At 71.3% G+C, this 19535-nt stretch carries 17 protein-coding genes; 8 read left to right on the top strand and 9 right to left on the bottom strand.

Annotation, left to right across the window (positions count from 1 at the left end; translation table 11 throughout):
• Window positions 1–12: 12 nt before the first annotated feature.
• Both IRZ18_00515 and IRZ18_00510 read left to right on the top strand, forming a co-directional pair.
• A complete protein-coding gene (locus tag IRZ18_00515; protein MBX5475595.1) occupies window positions 13–1479 on the top strand; it encodes an aldehyde dehydrogenase family protein in 1467 nt (488 codons plus the stop codon).
• A 3-nt stretch (window positions 1480–1482) separates the two neighbouring features.
• On the top strand, window positions 1483–2559 hold the full coding sequence (locus IRZ18_00510; protein MBX5475594.1) for an amino acid dehydrogenase: 1077 nt from the start codon (window positions 1483–1485) through the stop codon (window positions 2557–2559).
• Between the two features lie 12 nt (window positions 2560–2571).
• Here the strand turns inward: IRZ18_00510 and IRZ18_00505 are convergent, their stop codons facing one another.
• From IRZ18_00505 to pdhA, 4 genes are all read right to left on the bottom strand, one after another.
• Window positions 2572–2955 carry a protease complex subunit PrcB family protein gene (locus IRZ18_00505; protein ID MBX5475593.1) on the bottom strand — a complete coding sequence of 128 codons (384 nt, stop codon included), beginning with the start codon at window positions 2953–2955 and terminating at the stop codon, window positions 2572–2574.
• Window positions 2956–2966: 11 nt separating this feature from the next.
• On the bottom strand, window positions 2967–4331 hold the full coding sequence (locus IRZ18_00500; protein MBX5475592.1) for a 2-oxo acid dehydrogenase subunit E2: 1365 nt from the start codon (window positions 4329–4331) through the stop codon (window positions 2967–2969).
• Between the two features lie 66 nt (window positions 4332–4397).
• The gene (locus IRZ18_00495; GenBank protein MBX5475591.1) at window positions 4398–5408 is read right to left on the bottom strand and encodes an alpha-ketoacid dehydrogenase subunit beta; all 1011 of its coding nucleotides are present in this window, start codon (window positions 5406–5408) and stop codon (window positions 4398–4400) included.
• On the bottom strand, window positions 5408–6490 hold the full coding sequence (pdhA, locus tag IRZ18_00490; GenBank protein MBX5475590.1) for a pyruvate dehydrogenase (acetyl-transferring) E1 component subunit alpha: 1083 nt from the start codon (window positions 6488–6490) through the stop codon (window positions 5408–5410). Before pdhA ends, IRZ18_00495 begins: the two co-directional genes overlap by 1 nt.
• A 272-nt stretch (window positions 6491–6762) precedes the next feature.
• On the opposite strand from pdhA, the gene IRZ18_00485 reads away from it, so the two are divergent.
• The 4 genes from IRZ18_00485 to IRZ18_00470 all read left to right on the top strand — a co-directional run bounded on the left by IRZ18_00485 (window position 6763) and on the right by IRZ18_00470 (window position 12278).
• Window positions 6763–8493 carry a 2-oxoacid:acceptor oxidoreductase subunit alpha gene (locus IRZ18_00485; GenBank protein MBX5475589.1) on the top strand — a complete coding sequence of 577 codons (1731 nt, stop codon included), beginning with the start codon at window positions 6763–6765 and terminating at the stop codon, window positions 8491–8493.
• Window positions 8493–9359, top strand: coding sequence for a 2-oxoacid:ferredoxin oxidoreductase subunit beta (locus tag IRZ18_00480; protein MBX5475588.1), 867 nt, complete (start codon window positions 8493–8495; stop codon window positions 9357–9359). The genes IRZ18_00485 and IRZ18_00480 overlap by 1 nt, the downstream gene beginning before the upstream one ends.
• Before the next feature lie 352 nt (window positions 9360–9711).
• Window positions 9712–10851 (top strand): inositol-3-phosphate synthase, encoded by a 1140-nt coding sequence (locus tag IRZ18_00475; protein ID MBX5475587.1) that lies wholly within the window; start codon window positions 9712–9714, stop codon window positions 10849–10851.
• Window positions 10852–10865: 14 nt separating this feature from the next.
• On the top strand, window positions 10866–12278 hold the full coding sequence (locus tag IRZ18_00470; GenBank protein ID MBX5475586.1) for an NTP transferase domain-containing protein: 1413 nt from the start codon (window positions 10866–10868) through the stop codon (window positions 12276–12278).
• Window positions 12279–12314: 36 nt separating this feature from the next.
• Here IRZ18_00470 and IRZ18_00465 read toward each other — a convergent pair whose 3' ends face one another.
• Window positions 12315–13610: an MFS transporter gene (locus IRZ18_00465; GenBank protein MBX5475585.1), complete on the bottom strand. Its 1296-nt coding sequence runs from the start codon at window positions 13608–13610 to the stop codon at window positions 12315–12317.
• A gap of 181 nt (window positions 13611–13791) precedes the next feature.
• Between IRZ18_00465 and IRZ18_00460 the strand changes: the two genes are divergently transcribed.
• A complete protein-coding gene (locus IRZ18_00460) occupies window positions 13792–14136 on the top strand; it encodes a hypothetical protein (GenBank protein MBX5475584.1) in 345 nt (114 codons plus the stop codon).
• A gap of 40 nt (window positions 14137–14176) precedes the next feature.
• On the opposite strand, the gene IRZ18_00455 is transcribed toward IRZ18_00460, so the two are convergent.
• The 4 genes from IRZ18_00455 to IRZ18_00440 form a co-directional block, all read right to left on the bottom strand.
• Window positions 14177–15127 carry a transketolase family protein gene (locus IRZ18_00455; protein ID MBX5475583.1) on the bottom strand — a complete coding sequence of 317 codons (951 nt, stop codon included), beginning with the start codon at window positions 15125–15127 and terminating at the stop codon, window positions 14177–14179.
• Window positions 15124–16008, bottom strand: a complete 885-nt coding sequence (locus tag IRZ18_00450) for a transketolase (GenBank protein ID MBX5475582.1) — start codon at window positions 16006–16008, stop codon at window positions 15124–15126. Before IRZ18_00450 ends, IRZ18_00455 begins: the two co-directional genes overlap by 4 nt.
• A gap of 73 nt (window positions 16009–16081) precedes the next feature.
• The gene (locus IRZ18_00445) at window positions 16082–17077 is read right to left on the bottom strand and encodes a phosphate acyltransferase (GenBank protein ID MBX5475581.1); all 996 of its coding nucleotides are present in this window, start codon (window positions 17075–17077) and stop codon (window positions 16082–16084) included.
• Between the two features lie 19 nt (window positions 17078–17096).
• The gene (locus tag IRZ18_00440; protein MBX5475580.1) at window positions 17097–18323 is read right to left on the bottom strand and encodes a beta-ketoacyl-[acyl-carrier-protein] synthase family protein; all 1227 of its coding nucleotides are present in this window, start codon (window positions 18321–18323) and stop codon (window positions 17097–17099) included.
• 132 nt (window positions 18324–18455) lie between these two features.
• Between IRZ18_00440 and IRZ18_00435 the strand changes: the two genes are divergently transcribed.
• The gene (locus IRZ18_00435) at window positions 18456–19490 is read left to right on the top strand and encodes an LLM class flavin-dependent oxidoreductase (GenBank protein MBX5475579.1); all 1035 of its coding nucleotides are present in this window, start codon (window positions 18456–18458) and stop codon (window positions 19488–19490) included.
• The last annotated feature ends 45 nt before the right edge of the window (window positions 19491–19535 follow it).

The raw sequence follows: 19535 nt of genomic DNA, 5'->3' as shown, positions 1-19535 counted from the left end.
GGGGGTCGCAGGATGGACGTCAAGAAGATGTGGATCGGCGGGCAGTGGGCGGAGGGCTCGGGCGGCGAGACGTTTCCCACCTTCAACCCGGCCACCGGCGAGACGATCGCCCATGTCGCGCAGGCCACGCAGGAGGACGTCGACCGCGCCGTCGCCGCGGCGCGCGCGGCGTTCGAGGGCAAGTGGAGCGCGCGGCCGTCGGCCCGCGCGCGGGCGCTGTGGAAGCTCGCCCAGCTGATGCGCGACCACTTCGACGAGCTCGTCAAGCTCGAAGTGCAGAACGATGGCAAGGCGATCACCGGGGTGCAGGGAGAGGTCAACCAGGCGATCGAGGACTTCGAGTACTTCGCTGGCGCGGCGGACAAGATCTTCGGCCACACCACGCCGGCCGCGCCGTACCTCCTGCACTACACGCTGCGGGAGCCCGTCGGGGTCTGCGCGCAGATCGTGCCGTGGAACTACCCGCTGATGATGACCGCCTGGAAGCTCGCGCCGGCGCTCGCCGCCGGCTGCACCGTCGTGTTGAAACCCGCGAGCGCCACGCCGCTCACCGCCCTACGCCTCGGCGAGCTGATCCAGGAAGCCGGCATCCCCGACGGCGTGGTGAACATCGTCACGGGTCCGGGGTCGACGATCGGCGCCTACCTCGCCGCGCACCCCGGCGTCGACAAGGTCGCCTTCACCGGCGAGACGGCCACCGGCCGGGAGATCATGAAGCTCGCCGCGGACGGCATCAAGCGGGTGTCCCTGGAGCTCGGCGGCAAGTCGCCGAACATCGTCTTTGCCGACGCCGACTTCGACGCCGCCGTACAGGGCTCGCTGTGGGCGATCTTCACGTCCGGCGGCGAATCCTGCGAGGCGCGCTCCCGCATTTTCGTCGAGAAGTCCCGCTACGACGCGTTCGTCGCCGCCTTCACGGAAAAGGCCGCGAAGCTGAAGGTCGGGGACCCGATGAACCCGGAGACGCACATCGGCGCGCTGATCAGCGAGGCCCACTGGAAGCGGGTCGACGGGTACGTGCGGAAAGGCGTGGAGGAGGGCGCCCGCCTGGCGACCGGCGGCGGGCGGCCGGAGGATCCGGCGCTGGCCCGCGGCCACTTCTACCGGCCCACCGTGCTCGCGGACGTCACGAACGACATGACGGTCGCCCAGGAGGAGATCTTCGGCCCCGTCGTGGCGATCATCCCGTTCGAGGACGAGGCCGACGCCATCGCCCAGGCCAACCGCACGCGCTACGGCCTGGCCGCGACCGTCTGGACGCAGGACGCCGCACGCGCGCACCGGGTGGCGGCCGCGCTCCGCGCGGGCGTCGTCACCGTCAACCACCCGTTCACCGCCTTCCCGGGCCAGGCGTTCGGGGGCTACAAGCAGTCCGGCTTCGGCCGCGAGCTCGGCCTCGAAGCGCTGGAGCTCTACACGGAAGTGAAGAGCGTCACGGTGCTCACCAGCAGCCGGCCGGTCCAACCCTGGAGGGTGTGAGGCATGGGCGTCTTTGAACGCATGGAGGAGATGGGTCACGAGCAGGTCGTCTTTTGTCACGACCCCGACACCGGCCTGAAGGCGATCATCGCGTTCCACGACACGACGCGCGGGCCCGGGCTGGGCGGGACCCGCATGCTGCCGTACCCCAACGAGGAGGCGGCGCTCACGGACGCGCTGCGCCTCTCGCGGGGCATGACCTACAAGTCGACCGCCGTCGACGTCGACTTCGGCGGTGCCAAGTGCGTGGTGATCGGCGATCCGCACCGCGACAAGACGCCCGAGCTGATGCGCGCGCTCGGGCGCTTTGTCGAGGGGCTGCGCGGCCGGCTCTACACGGGCACGGACGTCGGCACCTACCCGGAAGACTTCGTGCACAGCGCGCGGGAGAGCCGGTACATCGTGGGCCTACCGCAGGAGTACGGCGGCTCCGGCGACAGCTCCGTGCCGACGGCGTACGGCGTGTACATGGGCATGCGCGCCGTGGCGCGCCATCTCTGGGGCGCGGACGATCTTGCCGGCCGGACTGTGGCCATCCAGGGCGTGGGCAAGGTGGGCGCCAAGCTCGCGAGGGAACTGGCGGAGGCGGGTGCCCGGCTCGTCGTCACGGACGTCGACGGGGAGGCCGTGGAGCGGGTCGCGGCGGAGACGGGGGCGGAGGTCGTCGACCCGGACGCGATCTTCGCCGTGCCGTGCGATATCTTCGCTCCCTGCGCGCTGGGCGGCGTCCTCAACGACGAGACGATCCCGCGCCTCAGGTGCCGCGCCGTCGCCGGCTCCGCGAACAACCAGCTGGCGGAGGAGCGCCACGGGCGCGAGCTGCACCGGCGCGGCATTCTCTACGCGCCGGACTACATCATCAACGCCGGCGGCCTGATCCAGGTCGCCGACGAGCTTCACCCGCGCGGGCCCAATCCGGAGCGCGTGCGGCACAAGACGAGGGCGATCTACGACATCCTTCTCGCGATCTTCCAGCGCTCGGCGGAGCTCGGCATCCCCACGAGCGAGGCCGCCGACCGGCTTGTGGAGGAGCGGATCGAGCGCACGTTCCGCCTCAAGCGGATTCGGACGCCGCAGTGACGGGCGCGGCCGTCAGGCGTTGTCCGCCTCGCCGTCGCCCACGGGTGCCGGGGAGAGGCGCCGCGTTCCCGCGGGTTCCTCGAGCAGCACGTCCACCTCGTCCTGGTCGACGTGAAACAGCAGGTGGGGATAGGTGATGACCTGCGCGTGCGCGGCGCCCGGCGCGGGCGGCTCGTGGCGGATTCGCACGCTCCAGCGCTCGCCCGCTGGCTCGACGCTGCCCAACGTCAGCCGGTGACCGGCGGTGGGCTGCGCGCCGAGGCACACGAGCCAGTACGTGCCGGCGCGGGTCGCCACGCGGTGAAGCCCGGGCTCGCCGAGATGTCGCTTTGCCGCCTCGCGAACCTCCGGCGGCGCGGCGTCCAGCGAGACCTCCGTGCAGCGCGGCGCAGGCATGGCGAGCCTCCCTAGGCGGTCGGCCGCGGCCACAGCAGCGCCGCGGGCCGGCTGAGAATGTCCGCGAGGTCGTTGGTGAAACGCGCGGCCTCGGCGCCGTCGAGCACGCGATGGTCGAACGACAACGACACGTACATCATGTCCCGTACCTCGATCTTCCCGTCGACGACGGCCGGCCGCGCCACGATCCGGTGCACGCCGAGAATCGCGACCTCGGGGTGGTTCACGATCGGCGTGGCGAAGAGGCCGCCGATCGATCCGGCGCTGGTGATCGTGAACGTGCTGCCGCGAAGCTCCTCGGGCGCCAGCGTGCGGGCGCGCGCGCCCGCGGCCAGCGCCGGGAGGCGGGCGGCGAAATCCGCGACCGTCATTCGCTCGGCGTGCCTCAGGACGGGCACGAGGAGGCCGTCCGGCGTGTCGACGGCGATGCCGAGGTGGATGTGCGGGTGGACGACGATTTCCTCCCGTTCCTCGTCCAGCGAGGCGTTGAGCGTCGGGTGGCGGCGCAGCGCCTGCACGGCGGCCGCCGCGACGAACGGCAGGTAGCTGAGGCGCTCCGGCAGTCCGTGCGCACCGCCGCGCTCGCGCTCCAGGGCAAGCCACTCGTTCAGGCTCTTGCGCAGGCGCACCAGCTCGGTCACGTCGATTTCCTCGACGTGCGTGACCTGCGGCACGAGGCGGTGGGCCCGGGACATGTGCTCGGCGATGCGCCGCCGCAGCCCTCGGAGCGGCAGGCGCTGCCCGAACGCGGGCGGGAGCGGCGGCATGGGCGCCGCCGCGGCGGCCGCCGGCCGAGCTGCCGCCGCGCCCGCACGCGCCGCGGCCGCGGCGGTGCGGACGTCCTCCGCCGTCACGCGACCGCCCGGCCCGGTGCCGTGCAGCCGGGCGAGGTCGACGCCCAGTTCCCGTGCCAGGCGGCGCGTGGCGGGCGACGCCGGCGCGCGCCGGCGCGGGCTGGGGGATGACGCGGGCACGTCCTCGACCAGCAGGGTGCCCGGGCGGTCGAGGTTGCCCACGATGGCGCCGGCGTCCGGGGAATCGGGCGCGGGCGCGGGCGCCTCCGCCGCCGCCTGCCGTTCAGCGCCGGCTGCCGCCGGCGTCCCCGCGGCGCGCGCCGCACGCTCCCCGGCGTCCGTCTCGCCGGCCTCCGTCTCGATCACCGCCAGCACCTCGCCGACGGCCAGGCGGGCCCCCTCCGGCGCGCCCTGGCGCGCGAGACGACCGGCCGCCGGCGACGGGATCTGCACGAGGGCCTTGTCGGTCTCCACCTCCACGAGCGGCTCGTCCTCGCCGACCCGCTCGCCCTCCTTGACGAGCCAGCGCACGATCTCCGCTTCGGCCATGCCTTCGCCCAGGTCGGGCAGGCGGAACTCCATTCGACGACCCCCGTTTCACTGTGAACGGCGGCGCGCGCCGTCTTCCGGGACACGCGCCCGCCCGGCCTAGACGGCGCGCACCACGTCCGCGATGGCGCGGTAGATCCGCTCCGCGTCCGGCAGGTACCAGTCTTCCAGGGAGAAGTACGGAAAGGGCGCGTCGGGCCCGGTGACGCGCGCGGGCGGCGCCTCAAGGTACCAGAACGCCTCCTCGTTGACGACGGCCACGACTTCCGCACCGAGCCCTGCCGTGAGCGGAGCCTCGTGCGCGACGACCACGCGGCCGGTGCGCCGGGCCCACTCGCCGATGGCAGCGCGGTCCAGGGGCGCCAGCGAGCGCAGGTCGACGACGGCCACCGACCGGCCATCCCGCTCTTGCGCGAGGCGCGCCGCCTGCAGCGCAGGCGGCACCATCGCGCCCCAGCAGAACACCACAGCATCGTCGCCCTCCCGCACGACGCGCGCCTGTCCGATGGGCGTCGTGTAGTGCCCTTCCGGCACGTGGCCGCGCACGGAGCGGTAGAGCCGCATCGGCTCCATCACGATGACCGGGTCGGGCTCCTCGACCGCCGCGAGGAGGAGACCCTTGGCGTCCGCCGGCGTGCTCGGCACGACCAGCTTCAGCCCCGGCGTGTGCGCGACGTGCGCCTCCGCGCTCTCCGAGTGCAGCTCCGGCGCGCGCACGCCGCCGCCGTACGGCATGCGCACCACGACGGGCGCCGCGTAGCGCCCACGGGAGCGGGCGCGCAGTCGCGACGCGTGCGAGATGAGCTGGTCGAGGGCCGGGTAGAGGAATCCCATAAACTGGATCTCGGCGATCGGCCGGAACCCGTACGTGGCCAGCCCGATGGCCGCGCCCACGATGCCCGACTCGGCCAGCGGGGTGTCCACGACGCGCTCCTCGCCGAATCGGGCCTGCAGGCCGTCCGTGGCGCGGAACACGCCGCCGTTCCGGCCGACGTCCTCGCCGAGCACGAGGACCTTTGGGTCGCGCTCCAGCGCGATCGCCATGGCTTCCGTGATCGCCTGCAGGAGAGTGAGCTCGCGGCTCGCCGCCGCGCTCCGTGTTCCGGACATCACCGGCCGCCCTCCATCGTCTCACGCGATGCCGCGGCGCCACGTCCCAGTTCAGCGAGGAACCGCCGGCGCTGCTCCTGGAAGAAGGCCGGTTCGGCGCCGTACACGTGGTTGAAGATGTCGGCCGGGTCCGGCGGGGCCATGGCCTCCACGGCCTGGACGGCCGCGGCCACGCGCGCCCTCGCCGCCTCCCGGGCGGCCCCCTCGTCCTCGTCGCTCCACGCGCCGCGGGCGGACAGGTACCGGCGCAGCCGCTCGATCGGATCCCCGAGGTTCAGCCGCGACGCCTCATCCGGGTCGCGATACCGGGAAGGATCGTCCGACGTGGTGTGCGGTCCCACACGGTACGTCACGGCTTCGATCAAGGTCGGGCCCCCGCCCTCGCGGGCGCGCGCCAGCGCACGCCGCACGGCGTCGAGCACGGCGAGGGCGTCGTTGCCGTCGACGCGCTCGCCGGCGATGCCATAGCCCGCCGCCCTCACGGCGATCGACGCGGCCGCCGTCTGCCGGGAGAAGGGGACGCTGATGGCGTACCCGTTGTTCTGGCAGAAAAAGACGACGGGCGAGCGGTACACGCCGGCGAAGTTGACGCCCTCGTGAAAGTCGCCCTCGCTGGTGGCGCCGTCGCCGAAGAAGCACAGCACGGCCGCCCTGGAGCCGGCGAGGCGCATCCCCCAGCCGATGCCGGCCGCATGGGGGATCTGCGTGGCGATGGGCACGGCCGGCGGGAACACGTTCACGCCCTCGGGGGCGCGGTAGGACTCCACGCGTCCGGCCCAGTAGGCGAGCGCCTCCTCGACGGGCAGGCCGTGGACCATGGCGGCGCCGTGGTCGCGGTACGTGGGGAGGAGCCAGTCCTCTTTCTGCAAAGCGAACGCAGCCGCGGCCTGGCACGCCTCAAGGCCCTGGTAAGGCGCGTACGTGCCGATCCGCCCCTGGCGCTGAAGGGCGACGGCGCGCTCGTCGAACGTCCGCAAAAAGATCATCTGCTGGAGCAGCGCGCGGGCTTCGTCATCCCCGCAGGGGACGTCGCGGACCGGACGGCCGCCGGTGTCCACCACGCGAAGGAGTTCCAACTTCATCGGCCCCCTCTTGATGGGTACGCTTCGTCAAATCGAGGGCAAAACCTGCGCTGCGCATTCATGTGCGCGGGCGATTCCCCGCGGATGGAAATGGAGCGTCCAGTTGCGGCGGATTTCGAAACGAAAGGCGATGTGCGCGCCGGTCAGGTGTCAAGAGACGAAATGTCTTGATCTGATGGGCTGTTTCGGCAGTTGTTATTCCAATCACGAGCTCCGCGGAGTAGTATTTAGAAAGGGTCGCGTGCCACACGGCCCGGTGGAGGGAATCGACGGTGCTGCAAGAATTTGCCTGGAAGGTCGGCGGACAACAGGGCGAAGGCATCGAGAGCTCCGGTGACATCCTCGCCACCGTGCTCGCGCGTCAGGGGTACTTCGTCCACGGCTACCGCGTGTTCTCCAGCCGCATCAAGGGCGGCCACACGAACTATCGTGTGCGCGTCAGCACGCGGCCAATTCGCACGCCGAACGAGGACCTGCAGATCCTCGTCGCGTTCGACCAGGAATCGATCGACCTCAACGCCACGGAAGTCGTTCCGGACGGCGTGATCGTCGCGGACAGCCACTTCAATCCCAAGCTGCCGGACGGCATCCGCGCGCGCCTTCTGGACATCCCGCTCACGCAGATCGCCCAGGACAACGGCAACCAGCTCATGCGGAACGTCGTGGCCATCGGGGCCAGCGCGTACGTGCTCGGCCTGAAGGTTTCGGCCTTCCACGACCTGATCCGCGAGCGCTGGGGCCGCAAGGGTGAGGAGGTCGTCCGGCAGAACATCAAGGCTCTGGAGGACGGCTACAACTACGCCAAGGACCATCTTGACGGCATCCACTTCGACGTCGCGGACGGCGACGGCGTGGCCCGGCCGATGCTCATGGGCAACGACGCCGTCGCGTTGGGCGCCGTCGCGGCCGGCTGCCGTTTCATGGCGGCCTACCCGATCACGCCGGCGTCCGACGTCATGGAGTACCTCGTCAAGGTCTTCCCGAAGTTCGGCGGCGTCGTCATCCAGGCGGAGGACGAGATCGCGTCCATCACGTCGCTGATCGGCGCCGGCTTCGCGGGCGCCCGGGCGATGACCGCCACCGCCGGCCCGGGATTCTCGCTGATGCAGGAGGCCATCGGCCTCGCCGCCGCGGCGGAGATTCCGATCGTGATCGTCGACGTCCAACGCGCCGGCCCCTCGACCGGCATGCCCACCAAGGTGGAGCAGAGCGACATCATGGCCATGATCTTCGGCACCCACGGCGACTCGCCGCGCATCGTGCTGGCGCCGGCCACCGTGGAGGACTGCTTCTACGACACGGTCGAGGCGTTCAACCTCGCGGACCGGTACCAGTGCCCGGTGATCATCGCATCCGACCTCATGGTCGGCCTGTCAAGGCAGACGGTGATCGACCCGCTGGACCTCTCGAAGGTGCGGATCGACCGCGGCGAGATCGTGAGCGAGGAAGCGCTCGCCGCCGTGCCGGCCGGCTCGTTCCAGCGCTACGCCGTCACGGAAAGCGGCATCTCGCCCCGCTCCCTGCCGGGCATGAAGAACGGCCAGTACCTGGCCACCGGCGTGGAGCACGCGCCGACGGGGAAGGTCACGGAAAATCCGGACAACCGCGTGCGGCAGATGGATAAGCGCGCGCGCAAGCTCCAGGGGCTGAAGGGCAACGGGACGCGGTACTTCGGCGCCGAGAATCCCGACCTGCTGTTCGTTTCCTTCGGCAGCACCTTCGGCGCGATCACGGAAACCATGGAGCTTTTGGAGAAGGACGGCGTCAAGGCCGGCTTCCTGCTCGTCAAGCGGCTGTGGCCGCTGCCGGTCGACGAGATCGCGCCGCGGCTGGACGCGGCGAAGAAGGTGCTCGTCGTGGAGCAGAACGCCACCGGCCAGCTGCGCCAGCTGATCCAGATGAAGATCGGCTACCACCACAAGATGGAGTCGGCGTTGAAGTACAACGGCTTGCCGTTCCTACCCCGCGAACTGTACGTTCGCTCGACCGAGGTGATGGGCTGATGGCGCTGACGCTGGCGGATTACCGCACCAACGAAAAGTCGTGGTGGTGCCCGGGCTGCGGCGACTTCGGCGTGCTCGCGGCGCTGCAGAAGGCGCTCCTGGACCTTCAGCGGCGTCCCGAGGAGGTCGCGATCGTCGCGGGCATCGGCTGCTCCGGCAAGATCGGCAACTACATCAACTGCTACAACATCCACACGACCCACGGCCGCACGCTGCCGGTGGCCACGGGGCTCAAGCTCGCCAACCGCTCGCTCACGGTGATCGCCGCAGGCGGCGACGGCGACGGCTATGCGATCGGCATGGGCCACTTCATGCACGCCCTGCGCCGCAACGTCGACATCACGTACGTGGTCATGGACAACCACATCTACGGGCTGACGAAGGGCCAGGTGTCGCCGACGAGCGACCCGGGCTTCAAGACCAAGAGCACGCCCAGCGGCAACATCGAGCACCCCGTGCGCCCGCTGGAGCTGGCCATCGCGTCGGGGTGCGGCTTCGTCGCCCAGGGCTTCTCGGGGTGGCAGCCGCAGCTGATCGAGCTGATCAAGCAGGCGATCGAGCACAAGGGCTTCTCCCTTGTGAACGTGATCAGCCCGTGCGTCACCTACAACAGGGTGAACACGTACGACTTCTACCGGGCGAACCTCAAGAAGGTCGACGACATCGAGGGCTACGACCCGACCGACCGGACGAAGGCGCTCCAGGCCGTGATCGAGCACGAGGCGCTCCTCACCGGCGTCATCTACCGCCAGGAGGGGCCGTCCTTCGAGGACGCGATTCCCGGCTTCCGCGAGGAGCCGATCGTGAAGCAGGACTGGACGATCAGCGAGAAGGACTTCGAGGCGCTGCTCGCCGAGTTCAAGTGATGCGCGGAACGCTTGCGGAGGGACGCGCGGCCCCATCCCGGGGCCGCGCGCATTTTTTTTGCTCCAAATATGCATATATGTTTCCTGGGATGCATAGGATTACCTATTAACGTAAGTAGATTCTTATACACTAGATGTGTATCGGGTGCGGTTGCCATTTTCTCCTGGGTTTGCTATACTGAACGTGCAGGTTGCCCTGTCGGCTCGAGCCGCATATCCATATCTGAAAGCCGTTGTCTGGATGCTCGCTTCAATCTCAATACCGGGGACGCCGTCCGGATGGGACGCGCATCGCCGGCCGGTGCGTCGCGTCCCTTTGGAGGGCGCCCCGCGTCTGGGAGGTGGATCGATCATGCCAGGCAAGGTTCGTGTGGCCCTGGCCGGTGTCGGCAACTGTGCCAGTTCGCTTGTGCAAGGCGTCCACTACTACTCGGATCCAAAGCGCGCGGACGAACTGTCCGGGCTGATGCACGCGTCGATCGGCGGCTACCGGCCGCAGGACATCGAATTTGTCGCGGCCTTCGACATCGACGCGCGCAAGGTCGGCCGTCCGCTGCACGAGGCGCTGATGGCGCGGCCGAACTGCACGCCCGTGTTCCAGGAGCTTCCTGAGATCCCCGTCACCGTTCAGATGGGGCCCGTGCTCGACGGCTTCAGCGACCACATGCGCGACTACCCGGAGGACCGCACCTTCAAGGTGGCGGACGCCTCTCCCGTGGACGTCGCCCGCGTGCTGAAGGAGACGCGCGCCGACGTGCTGGTGAACTACCTGCCCGTCGGCTCGGAGCAGGCGACGCGCGCCTATGCCGAAGCGGCTCTGGAGGCGGGCGTGGCGTTCGTGAACGCCATCCCGGTGTTCATCGCGTCGTCGCCGCAGTGGGGCGAGCGCTTCCGCCGGAAGGGCCTGCCGGTGATCGGCGACGACATCAAGAGCCAGGTCGGCGCCACGATCGTGCACCGCGTGCTGACGCGGCTTTTCGAGGAGCGCGGCGTCCGCCTCGAGCGCACGTACCAGCTCAACTTCGGCGGCAACACCGACTTCCTCAACATGCTCAACCACTCGCGGCTGAAGAGCAAGAAGAAGTCCAAGACGCAGTCGGTACAGTCCCAGCTCGAAACGCCGTTGGCGGACGAGCGCATCCACATCGGGCCCAGCGACTACGTCCCGTGGCTCGAGGACAACAAGGTGTGCATGATCCGCATGGAGGGCCGCGGTTTCGGCGACCAGCCCATCGAGCTGGAGCTGCGGCTGTCCGTCATGGACTCGCCGAACAGCGCGGGCGTCATGATCGACGCCGTGCGTTGCGCGAAGCTCGCCCTGGACCGCGGGCTCGCCGGCCCGATCAAGCCCGTCTCGGCGTACCTCATGAAGTCGCCGCCCGTCCAGTACCCGGACTATGAGGCGCGCCGGCTCATGGAGGCGTTCATCCGCGGCGAGGCGACGGACGACGCGCCGGCCGAGGACCTCGTCGCTCACGCGAGCGCCGACTGACGGGGCGTGGCGCGATGAAGGGCGCGATCCTCGCCGCCGGCGAAGGGAGCCGCCTTCGGCCGGTCGCCGGCGGCATGCCCAAGCCCCTGTACCCGCTCTTCGGCCTGACGTTGCTGGAGCGGGCCGCGCGATGCCTGCGGTCCGCCGGGTGCGAGGAACTCGTCATCGTCACCGGGTACGCGTCCGACCAGGTCCGGTCACGGCTTGAGCGCGCGCTCGGCGAGGGGGCGCGGTGGGTTCGCGCGGACGGGTGGCGGCGCGGCAACGGCGCGAGTCTTCTCGCGGCCGCGCCCCTCCTCCGCGGCGAACCCTTTTTGCTCGTCATGGCGGATCACGTCATGGACCCGGAGGTGGCGCGCTGCGCCGCGGAGGCGGCTCGCGCCCGGTGGGCCGAGCTCGGCGAGGGAGCCGCTCTCCTCCTCGTGGACGGGCGACTCGAGGACGTCTTCGATCTCGACGAGGCGACGCGCGTGCGGCGGCGAGGCGACCGCATCGAGGCCATCGGCAAGGGCCTGGAGGCGTTCGACGGCGTGGACGCCGGCGTGTTCGTCGGTTCGGACGGTCTCCTCGACGCGCTCGCGGCGATCGACCGGGAATCCGGGGGAGGAGAGGTCACGCTGACGGCGGCGGCCGCGCGGCTCGCGGAGCGAGGGCGCCTCCTCGCGGTGCCGCTGGAGCGCGGGTGGTGGGTGGACGTGGACGACGCGCCGGCGGCGCGGGCCGCGGCCGCCCGCCTACTGGCGCACGCCACCGCGTCCGGCGGCGACGGCCCCGTCGCCCGGCACTTGAACCGCCCGCTGTCCCGCCTCGTCACGCGCGCGCTTGGAGGCACGCGGGTGACGCCTGACGCCGTGACGGCCATCGCCTTCGTGCTGATGGGCCTCGCGGCGGCAGCCTTCGCGGCGGGACACCCCGCGCTGGGCGGCGTGCTCGTGCAGCTGTCGTCCGTCATCGACGGCGTCGACGGGGAACTCGCGCGGCTCCGGTTGGCGCAGCGCCCGGCGGGCGCCTTTCTCGACACCGTGCTCGACCGGTACGCGGACGCCGTGCTCGTCGCCGGCCTGATGGCCGGCGCGCTCGCGCCGGACGCGCCGGGCTGGGGTCTTGCGAGCGCGGCGCCGGCCGCCGTGTGGTGGGCCGGGCTGGCGGCGCTGGCCGGCATGCCGCTGTCCGCGCTGATGAAGGACCGCATGCGCCTGCTCGGGCAGGTGGAGGCGAGCCGCCGCTACGACCCGCTGGCGGACGACCCCGCCTGGCTGCGCTGGATCCCGGCGAACCGCGACGGCCGCTGCTTCGTCGTTTTCGTCGGCGGGCTGCTGGCCGTCCCGTGGGTGGCCCTGGTCCTTCTTGCGGTGCTGACCCACGCCCTGGCCCTCGGCCGGCTGGCGTGGGGGTACCGGGCGCTCCAGGCGCGGCGCGCCCCGTGAGGCGTGCGGGCGGCAGGCGCGCGCCAGCGTGGGGGCCTACGTCGACGCCGGAACCTGTCCGGCGGGCGGGGCCGGACTCTCGGCCATGCCGCGAAGCGGGGAGAAGTAGATCCACGGCAACACAGCCAGCGAAAGCACGGCGGACAGCGCCATCGTGTGGCGCAGCCCAAGCCACTCGCCGAGCGCGCCGCCGACCAGCGCGGCGAGCGGATTGACGCCCCAGATCACGAACCTCACCGTCGCCGTCATCCGTCCCAGAAAGGAGTCCGGGGTGAGCGTCTGGCGCAGGCTGACGGTCAGCGTGTTCGACGCCGCGGTGGAGAAGAGGACGCCGAACGCCGCCGCGGCGAACACCGCGAGGCGCAGCCAGTGAGGCCCGTCCGCCAGCACGGCCGCCCAGGTGCCCAGGGTGTCGAGCAGGGAGACGGCGATCAGGGCGCGTCCCACGCCGAGGCGCCCGGCCAGGCGCCGGACCTGCATCGCGCCGGCGATCCCGCCCAGGGCTCCGAAGGAGATGGCCGCGCCCATCTCGAGCGCCGACAGACCCAGGACGCGCGTGACGTAGAGGACCAGGATGGTCATCACCATGTTCGAGACGAAGTTGCTGGTCGCGGCATAGCCGACGAGCGCCCTGAGGACCGGCTGACCGAAGACGAAACGCAGCCCCTCGACGACGTCCGCCCCGAGGCCGCGCTGCGCGGGCGGAGCGGCCGGCTCCGGCCGCCGGATGAGGCCGAGCGCGAGCGCCGAAACGAGGAAGGAAAGGGCGTCGACGAGCAGGGCGATGGGCGCTGTCAACGCCTGGACGAGCACGCCCGCGAGGCCCGGGCCCACGAGCAGCGACAGGGCGTTGGACATCTGCAGCTTGGCGTTGCCTTCCACGACGTGCCGCCGCTCGACGAGCATGGGCAGGTACGCCTGGTGCGCCAGGTCAAAGAAGACGGTGAGGACGCCTGCCCCGAACGCGACCAGGTACAGGTGCGCCATGCTGAGGTGGCCCGTCGCGGCCGCCACGGGCACGGACGCGACGAGGACGGCGCGGCCGATGTCGGCGGCGATCAGCACCGGCCGGCGGCGCAGGCGGTCCACCCACACGCCGACGACGAGCGCCAACAGCAGCCACGGCACGCTGCCGGCCGCGGAGAGCACGCCCATTTGCCAGGGGGTGGCGTGAAGGACAAGGACGGCGGTGAGCGGCAGGGCCAGTCCGGTGACCTGCGAGCCGATCACGGAGACCGACTGGGCGAACCAGAGCCGGTTGAAATCGGCATGATGGCGGAGGCCGTCAGCTTCGGACGCGCGTGGCGGACCGGCGGGCGTGGGATCGAGCACGCGAATTCTCCCCAATGGGGGATGCGCGGCGTATCCCCGGGACGTTGGCATTCAGGCGCTTGACTTCGTCGCATGGAACGATTTCCCTTCCGGCCGCCTCCGGGTTGGACACGGTCAGGGCACACCGCCCCCCGGCGGCGCCGGTTCGACGGGGTACAATCCCCGTACGGGGTGGGACGCGATGTCGCAGCAGGTATTCGACGAGCGGGTGGTGCGGTCGCTGGCCGCGGCGCTGCTGGCCGGTGCGAACGACGGCGACCATCGCCCGCTTCGGCTGACCGAGGACGAGGCGCGCGCGGCCGCAGGCGCGCTGCTCCACGACCTCCTGAACGTGAAGGAGTACCCGCGGATCCTGGACCGGCACGGATTGCGCTTCGTGCTCTACCTGGAGAACGAGTGGGAGAAGAACAGCCCCGCCGTCATCCACGTGCAGCGCTGGGACGACACGCAATGGAGGAACGTGGGGGAGATCCGGGCCGGCATTGACCAGGCCGGCAGCCTGCGCTTGGGCGATCCGCGCGCATAAAGAGAAGGGGAATGGCGGGCGGCCATTCCCCTTGCGATGCTCAGCGACGCGCGCGGGCGAGCACGCGCCGCGCCTCCTCCGCGATGCGTTCCGCGGTGAGCCCGTACTTGGCCAGCAGCTCCTCCGGTTTGCCGGACTCGGCGTACGTGTCGTCCAGGCCGACGAAGCCCATCGGCACCGGGTGGCGGCTCGCAACGCTCATCGCGACGGCGCTGCCCAACCCTCCTGCGAGCAGGTGCTCCTCCGCCACGACGATGGCGCCCGTCTCCCGCGCCGCCGCCTCAAGGGCGTCCTCGTCGAGGGGCTTCACGGATGCCATGTCCAGGACGCGCGCCTCGACGCCCTCGCGGGCGAGGGCCTCGGCCGCGTCCAGCGCGGCCGCCACCATCAACCCGTTGGCGACGATCGTCATGTCGCCGCCGTCACGCAGCCGGATGGCGCGGCCCACGCGGAACTCGCACCCGTCCGGGTAGACGACGGGCGCCTTGGGCCGCCCCACGCGCACGTAGCACGGCCCCGGATGGTCCGCGGCCGCGCGCACCACGGCGCGGGTGGCGTGCTCGTCGGCCGGCACGAAGACGGCGAAGCCGGGCAGCGCCCGCGCCAGCGCCACGTCCTCGACGCTCTGCTGCGACACGCCGTCCTCCCCGATGCTGATGCCGCCGTGGCTGCCGACGAACTTCACGTTCAGCTCCGAGTACGCCACGGAGACGCGCATCTGGTCGAAGCCCTTGCACATGAGGAAGGCCGCGAAGCTGGAGACGAACGGGATCTTGCCGCAACGGGCGAGGCCCGCCGCCACGCCGACCATGTTCGCCTCCGCGATGCCCATGTTGAAGAAGCGGTCGGGGAACTCCTTGGCGAAGTACTTGGTCATCGTCGACTTGGAGAGGTCGCCGTCGAGGACGACGATCTCCGGGCGCTCGCGTCCCAGCTCCGCCAGGGCGAGGCCGTACGCTTCACGCGTGGCGAGTCCCAGCGGACGCGTCATCGAGCGGCACCTCCCTCATCGAGCTCGGCCAGTGCCCGTGCCAGTTCCTCGGCCGTCGGCGCGCGGCCGTGGAATTCGTTGTTGTTCTCCATGAAGGACACGCCCTTGCCCTTGACGGTGCGGGCGATGATCGCGCGCGGCCGGCGCGCGGAGGCCGGCCGCCCGGGCGCGGACGCGCCGGACCAGTCGGGGCGCGGCACCGCGAGCGCCTGCACGACTTGCGCCATGTCGTGGCCGTCGATGGTGACCGCGTCCCAGCCGAACGCGGCCCACTTCTCCTCAAGCCGCCCGAGGTCCATGATCTCGCCCGTCGCCCCGTCAAGCTGGAAGCCGTTCGCATCGACGATGGCGACGAGGTTGGACAGCCCGTAGTGCGCGGCGCTCATCGCCGCCTCCCAGACCTGGCCCTCGTCGCACTCGCCGTCGCCCAGCATGACGAAGACGCGGTAGTCCCGCCGGTCCAGCCGGCCGGCGAGCGCCTCGCCGACGCCGATGGACAGTCCCTGGCCGAGCGAGCCGGTCGAGGCCTCCACCGCGGGCAGGTCGCGCACGGAGGGGTGGCCCTGCAGGGGGCTCCCAAGCCGGCGCAGCGTGTGCAGGAGGTTCCGGTCGAAGTAGCCGCATTCCGCCAGCGCCGCGTACAGCACCGGCACGGCGTGGCCCTTGCTGAGGATGAAGCGGTCCCGGTCGGGCCAATCGGGACGCCGAGGATCGTGACGAAGCTCGTGAAAGTACAGGGCCGCAACGATGTCGGCCGCCGAGAGAGACCCGCCCGGGTGGCCCGAGCCGGCTTCGGCGATCATCTGCAGGAGCGTCCGGCGCAGCTCGCGCGCGCGGTCGCGCAAACGGTCGAGGTCGACCGTGGCGTGAGTCGTCGTCACGTGACCACCTTCCCGTCCTAGCCTAGCATTTCCGGGGCCGGGGGGAGGCGGTCAATGGGCGTGGGGACCGCGGTCAGGCCAGCGCGTCCGTCGCCCGGAGCAGTTCCTGCCGGACCTGGTTCACGAAATCGCGCCGGACCATGCGCACGGCACCGAGGATGAGGTTGGCGATCGCGGACGCGCGCGCCCGGCCGTGGCCGGGGACGAAGATGCCGTTGACGCCGAGCACGGCGATGCCGTCGACGCCCTGCGTGACGTCCGTCATGCGGTCGAGGTCGGAAAGGAGGGACCTGAGCTGCGACAGGGCGGCGTGGTCCGCCAGCTGCCGGATGCGGTCGCCGATCCACATGCTGAGCCCCTCGAGGAACTTGATCATCACGTTGCCGGTAAACCCGTCCGTGACGATGACGTTCACCTTGTTCGCGACCACGTCGATCCCTTCCACGTAGCCGGCGAAGCGGAGGTGGCTGCGCTTGAGGAGCTCGTACGCGCGGCGGACGGTGTCGGTGCCCTTGCCCGGCTCGGTGCCGTTGGACAGCAGGGCGACCGTCGGCTGTGGCACGTCGAGCATGATCCGCGCGTAGGCGGCGCCGAGGACGGCGAACTGGAAGAGCTGGTGCGGCTTCGGCTCCGGGTTCAGGCCGAGGTCCAGCAGCACCGTCTTCGGCGCGAACGGAAAGTGAACGCCGGCCGTGGGCCGGTCGATGCCCGGGAGGAGCCCCATGTGCCAGCTGGCCGCCACGACGCAGCCGCCCGTGTGACCGACGGACAGGGTGGCGTCGGCCTCTCCTTCGGCCGCCAGCCGCGCCGCCACGCTGATGCTGTTGTCCGGGTGAGCGCGCATGAAGGCCGCGGGGTGGCCGCCGTCGGGGACGACGTGCGGCGCGTGGACGACGCGCACGCCTGCCGGGGCGCCGCCGGCCCGCTCCAGCTCCGCGTGCACCTCCGGCTCACGGCCGACGAGCAGCACCTCCAGCTGCCCGCCGGCGCGGCGCACGGCCTCCAGGGCGCCGCGCACCGGCTCCGCCGGCGCGTGGTCGCCGCCCATGGCGTCGACGGCCACGCGCACGGGGCGGGACGGCCCGGCGCTAGGGTTCGTAGGCTCGAATGACGAGCGAGGCATTCTGGCCCCCCAAACCGAAGGCGTTGATCAAGACCGTCCGGATCCTCGCGGGACGCGCCTCGTTGGGCACGTAGTCCAGGTCGCAGTCCGGGTCCGGCGTCTCGTAATTGATCGTCGGCGGGATCGTCTGGTGGAGGAGCGCCAGGACCGCTCCGACGGCCTCCACGGCGCCGGAGGCCGACGCGGCGTGACCGATCATGGACTTCATGGAGCTCACCGCCACGCCGTATGCGCGCTCGCCGAAGACGCGCTTGATGGCGGCCGTCTCCGTCCGGTCGTTGAGCGGGGTGGAGGTGCCGTGCGCCTTGATCCAATCGACGTCGTCCGGACGGCAACCGGCGTCCCGCAGGGCGCGCGCCATCGCCAGGGCCTGACCTTCCGCGTCCGGCGCCGTGTCGTCCGTGGCGTCGAAGGACCAGCCGGCGCCGGCGAGTTCGGCCAGGATGGGGGCGCCGCGCGCCACGGCGTGCGCCTCGCTCTCCAGGACCAGAATCCCGGCCCCTTCCCCGAGCACGAAGCCGTCGCGGTGAAGGTCGAACGGGCGCGAAGCGCGTTCCGGCTCGTCGTTGCGCTGGGAGAGGGCGCCGACAATGCCCAGCGAGGCGATCGTCACCGGGTGGGTGATGGCCTCGCTGCCGCCCGCGAGGACGACGGGCGCTTGCCCGAGGCGGACGAGGTTGAGCGCCTGCCCGATGGCGTCCGCCCCGCTGGCGCACGCGCTGTTCACCGTGGTGTTCGGCCCGCGCAGGCCCAGTTCCCGTGCGACGCGCGCCGAGGCCATGTGCGGACCCTGGCGCGTGACGAAGAGCGGGTCGACGCGTTTCGGGCCCCTCTCGGCCAGAAGCCGCTCCTGGTACCCCGCGCTGAAGAGGCCGCCGGCCGTGCCCAATACGACGCCGATCTCGCCGGCTTCGCGTTCCACGTCCAGCCCGGCCTTGAGCACCGCCTCCCGCGCGGCGGCCACAGCGAACTGGCCGAACCGCGCCGTTCGGCGCGCGGTCCGGGCGTCCAGATGATCCTCCGGGTTGAAGTCCGGCACCACGGCGCCGATGCGCGTGGGCAGGTCCTCCCATTCGGGTCCGTCGAGGCGGCGCACGGCGGACCGGCCCGCCCGCAGGCCCTGCCAGAACGTGTCCGCGCCGACGCCGAACGGCGTCACGGCGCCGACCCCGGTGATCACCACCCGTTGGATCGTCGGCGTCAACGACGTCACCTCGATCACGGCTGTCGTTGCCGCGTACTTATTCCGGCATGGCGTCCGGTTTCCTGCGTGGCCGGAAACTGTGGTATCGTGCCAGTAGGTTCTGGGCAAGGGAAGGGCACCATGCGCTTCGGCATCTTCCTCACGATGGACTACTACCCCGGGCGCTCTCCGGACCGCGCCCGCTTTCTTCAAGAGGCACTGGACCTGGCGGAATTCTGCGACGCCCTGGACCTCGAAGTCTGGGTCGCGGAGCACCACTTCTCCGATTACGGCGTGTCGCCGTCGCCGGCCGCGTTCCTCGCCGCGGCGGCGCAGCGCGCCCGCCGCGTGCGCCTGGGCGCGGCCGTGGCCGTGCTTCCTCTACAGCACCCCATGCGCATCGCCGAAGACTACGCGTTTGTCGACGCCGTCTCCGGCGGCCGCCTGGAGTTCGGCGTGGGCAGCGGGTACCTCGCGCACGAGTTCGTCGGCTTCGGGCTGAACACAGACGAGAAGCGGGAGAGGTTCGAAGAGAGCCTGGCCGTGATCCGGCGGGCGTGGCGCGGCGAGGTCGTGCGGCACGAAGGCCGGTACTGGCGCGTCGACGGCGCCCGCCTGAACGTCCTGCCCGTGCAGGCGCCGCACCCGCCGATCTGGCTCGGCATCACGCGGCCCGAGCCGGCGCCGTTCGTCGGTCGCGCCGGCCACGACGTCATCTGCGTGCCGTACATCCGCCTGGCCGGCGACGCGGACCTCGCCCGGCTGCTGTCGGAATACCGGCGGGGGCGCGAGGAAGGCGGCCACCCGGGCGAGGGGCGCGTGGGCATCGCCTGCCACGCGTTCGTGGGCGAGGTCCCGTGGCAGGGTCCGGACGATCCCGCGTACGCGGCCGCCGAGGACGCGCTGCGCCTGTATCTGGACACGCGGCGGGCGCCGGGCGCGCGGTATGAGGGAACGCCCATATCGCGGGACTTCGTGTGGTTTGGGGACGCGGCCCAGGTGGCGCGGCGCGTGGAGAGCGCGCGGGCGATGGGCGTGTCGCTCGTTCTGCTCCTGGCGAGTTTCGGCGGGCTGAGCGCGGATCTCGTGCGCGCGTCGCTGGAACGCTTCGCGCGGCAGGTGGCGCCGATGTTCGCGGGCGCGGCGGACGCCGCGGCCGCGAGCCGCGAGACATGAGACGGTTGAGACAGGCGTTTCTGCAGGCCACGCTGTACCCCGCGG

The organism is Clostridia bacterium, from assembly GCA_019683875.1.
Classification (GTDB): Bacteria; Bacillota; Sulfobacillia; order RBS10-35; family Bu92; genus Bu92.
This window is presented reverse-complemented; position numbering and strand designations above follow the sequence as displayed.